General features: G+C 68.4%; 3 protein-coding genes. All 3 read left to right on the top strand.

Annotated elements, in window-relative coordinates:
* The coding region (locus KBA23_RS16365) for an MMPL family transporter (protein WP_290743218.1) at positions 1 to 1,850 on the top strand (1,850 nt) is incomplete at its 5' end.
* The gene (gene thpR, locus KBA23_RS16360) at positions 1,847 to 2,419 is read left to right on the top strand and encodes an RNA 2',3'-cyclic phosphodiesterase (protein ID WP_290743215.1); all 573 of its coding nucleotides are present in this window, start codon (positions 1,847 to 1,849) and stop codon (positions 2,417 to 2,419) included. The genes KBA23_RS16365 and thpR, both read left to right, overlap by 4 nt.
* Before the next feature lie 91 nt (positions 2,420 to 2,510).
* Complete coding sequence (locus KBA23_RS16355) at positions 2,511 to 3,269, top strand: ABC transporter ATP-binding protein (RefSeq protein WP_290743212.1); 759 nt, start codon at positions 2,511 to 2,513, stop codon at positions 3,267 to 3,269.
* The last annotated feature ends 135 nt before the right edge of the window (positions 3,270 to 3,404 follow it).

The following is a 3,404-nucleotide window of genomic DNA, read 5'->3' as shown; positions in this document are numbered from 1 at the left end:
CCGAGCTGCTGGAGGTGGATCCGGCGACCGGCGAGAAGCTCGATGTTCTCCGCGTCTCGCAGCTGCTCGAGGAGAAGGTGCGCCAGCGCTTCGACGCGGCCTACGTCGCCGATTCGCCGGTGACGGTGCATATCCTCGGCTTCACCAAGGTGATCGGCGACATCGCCGACGGCGCGCGGCGCGTGATGATCTTCTTCGTCGCCGCGTTCCTGCTGATCACAATTCTCGTCGCCCTCTACTCGCAGCTCGTGCGTCTGGCTCTGGTCGTCGTCCTGTGCTCACTCGTGGCGGTCATCTGGCAGTTGGGAATCATTCCGCTGCTCGGCTACGGCATGGATCCGATGTCGATCCTCGTGCCGTTCCTGGTCTTCGCGATCGCCGTCAGCCATGCCGTGCAGATGGTCAGCGCGGCGCGCTCCGAGGTCTTCACCGGGCACGACTCCCTGTACGCCGCGCGCGTCGCCTTCCGCCGGCTGATCGTGCCCGGCAGCACGGCGCTCGCAACCGACGTGGTCGGTTTCCTCACGCTGCTCGTCATCCAGATTCGCGTGATTCACGAGATCGCTATCGCCGCCAGTCTCGGCGTAGCGGTGATCCTGGTCACCAACCTCGTCCTGCTGCCTGTCGTGCTCTCCTACGTGCGCTATCCAGCCAATTACCATGACCGCTTGGAGCGGCGGGTGAAGGCGATGGAACCGCTCTGGCGCTTCCTCTCCAAGGCCGCGGCGCCGCGTCCGGCGGCGGTGATCGTGGCGGTGGCGGCGCTGCTCTTCGCCTTCGGCTGGTGGAAGGGCAACGACGTGGCGATGGGCGATCTGCATCGTGGCGTCCCCGAACTGCGCGCCGACTCGCGCTACAACCGCGACACCGCGATGGTGACGTCGAAGTTCTCGATCGGCGTCGACATCCTGACCGTCATCGCAGAGACCAAGCCCGAGGGCTGCGTCGACTTCGAGATCATGTCGGCGATCGACGACTTCTCCTGGCGGATGGCGAACGTGGAGGGGGTCCAGTCGACGATCGATCTTGCCGGACTCGCGCGGACGATCAACGCCGGCTGGAACGAGGGCAGCCCGAAATGGCGCGTCCTGGCCCGGAACGCCTCGGTGCTGACCCAGTCGGTGACCTACGTTCCGACCTCGAGCGGCCTGCTCAACGCCGACTGCAGCGTCATGCCGATCATGATCTTCAGCGCCGACCACAAGGCCGAGACGCTGGAGCGCATCGTCGCCGAAGCGAAGCGCATCGAGGCCGGCCCCGATCATCCGGGCGTCACCTTCCGCCTCGCTACCGGCAATGCGGGGGTGATGGCGGCGACCAACGAGGCGGTGGCGGCGGCGCAGTTCCCGATGCTCCTTTGGGTCTTCGGCGTCGTAGCGGCACTCTGCCTCGCGACCTTCCGCTCCTTCGCGGCGACGCTCTGCATCCTGATTCCCCTCGGCCTCGCCTCGCTTCTCGCCTACGCGCTCATGGCGTGGCTCGAGATCGGACTCAAGGTGGGCACCCTGCCGGTCGTTGCGCTGGGCGTCGGGATCGGCGTCGACTACGGGGTCTACATCTACAGCCGCTTCGCGGCGCTGCGCCGGCCCGACCGGACGCTACGCGAGACCTACGAAGACGCCCTCGCGATCACCGGCAACGGCGTGCTCTTCACCGGCTTCACGCTCGGTCTGGCGGTCGCGACGTGGCTGCTGTCGCCGCTCAAGTTCCAGGCCGACATGGGGATCCTGCTGTTCTTCCTGTTCGTGATGAACATGATCGGCGCGATCGTCCTGCTGCCCGCTCTGGCCCATTTCCTGGTGGGAGATCCCAAGCCTGCAAGAGGCGCGGAGGCGAAACCCGCGTCGTGAGGCTCTTCGTCGCGGTCGACCTTCCCGAGGCGGTGAAGGCGGGCCTCGACGCTGCGGTCGCACCGTTGCGCGCCGCGCTGCCCGCGGCGCGCTGGGTGCGGCCGAACCTGTACCATCTGACCCTCGCCTTCCTGGGCGAGACCGCGGCCGATCGCGCCCCCGCGCTGGCGCAGGCGCTGCGCGAACAGCTCGAACAAGAGGGCGGCTTTCGCGCCCACTTCAGTGCTCTCGGGAGCTTTCCCAACTCCGGACACGTGCGCACGCTCTGGGTCGGTCTCGAGCCTGCGGTGCGATTCGTCCGGCTCGCCGAGCTCGTGCAGGACGGCTTGCGCGCCGTCGGGGCCCCCTTCGACGACAAGCCGTTCCGCTCGCACGTGACCCTGGCGCGCTGCGATCCGGCCTGGCCGCCTCACCAGCGGAAAGAGGTCGGCGCCGCGGCCGAGGGCCTCGGCGAGCGGCTGGCCGGACTCGCCTTCGCCTGCGACCATGTCACCCTCTTCTCGAGCGCGCTCGGAAAGGGCGGGTCGACCTACCGCGCCGAGGACGCCTTTCCGCTGCAGGCCCCCTGAACGGGGCGCCTCTCCCGCAGCGCCGACCCCACCCTGACGGTGGGCGCGCCCGGCGACCGTCGGCGCTACCGTAGGCGGCAGGGAGGCCTGCATGGCCCCTTCGCCGGAAGCTGTCACCACCGCCGCATCGCCGGCAGCCGCCGGCCGGGAAGCGGTGTTCTGCGCGCGCGGCCTGATCAAGACCTACCATCTGGGGGAGGTGGAGATTCAGGCCCTCGCCGGCGTCGATCTCGACCTCTTCCGGGGTGAGATCGTCGTGATGCTCGGCCCCTCGGGCAGCGGCAAGTCGACACTGCTCAACATTCTCGGCGGCCTCGACGTCCCGACCGGCGGAACGGTTCATTTCCTCGATCACGACCTCACCCGCGACGACGATGCTCTGCTGACCCGTTTCCGGCGCGAGCATGTCGGCTTCGTCTTCCAGTTCTACAACTTGATCCCATCGCTCACCGCGCGCGAGAACGTCGAGCTGGTGACCTCGATCGCCGAGCATCCGATGGAGCCGGCGGAGGCCCTCCGGCTGGTCGGGCTCGGCGCGCGGCTCGACCACTTTCCGGCCCAGCTCTCGGGCGGCGAACAGCAGCGGGTGGCGATCGCGCGCGCCGTCGCCAAGCGTCCCGACGTGCTGCTCTGCGACGAGCCGACCGGGGCGCTCGACTACGAGACCGGGAAGCTCGTCCTGGAGGTTCTCGAACGGGTCAACCGCGAGCTCGGTACGACCATCGCGGTGATCACCCACAACGCCGCGATCGGCGGTATGGCCGACCGGGTGGTGCGGCTGCGCAGCGGCAGAATCGTCGAGATCATCGCCCACCCGGTGCGCATGCGTCCCGACGAGCTCGAATGGTAGGGATCGACGATGCGCCCCCTCGACCGCAAGCTCCTGCGCGACGTCTGGCACCTCCGCGGCCCGTTTCTCGCGGTGGTGCTGGTGGTGGCTTCGGGCATCGCGCTCTTCGTCGCGCTGCGCAGCATGCAGGGCTAT

The sequence above is a fragment of the Amaricoccus sp. genome (assembly GCF_017995835.1).
Taxonomy (GTDB): domain Bacteria; phylum Pseudomonadota; class Alphaproteobacteria; order Rhodobacterales; family Rhodobacteraceae; genus Amaricoccus.
This window is presented reverse-complemented; position numbering and strand designations above follow the sequence as displayed.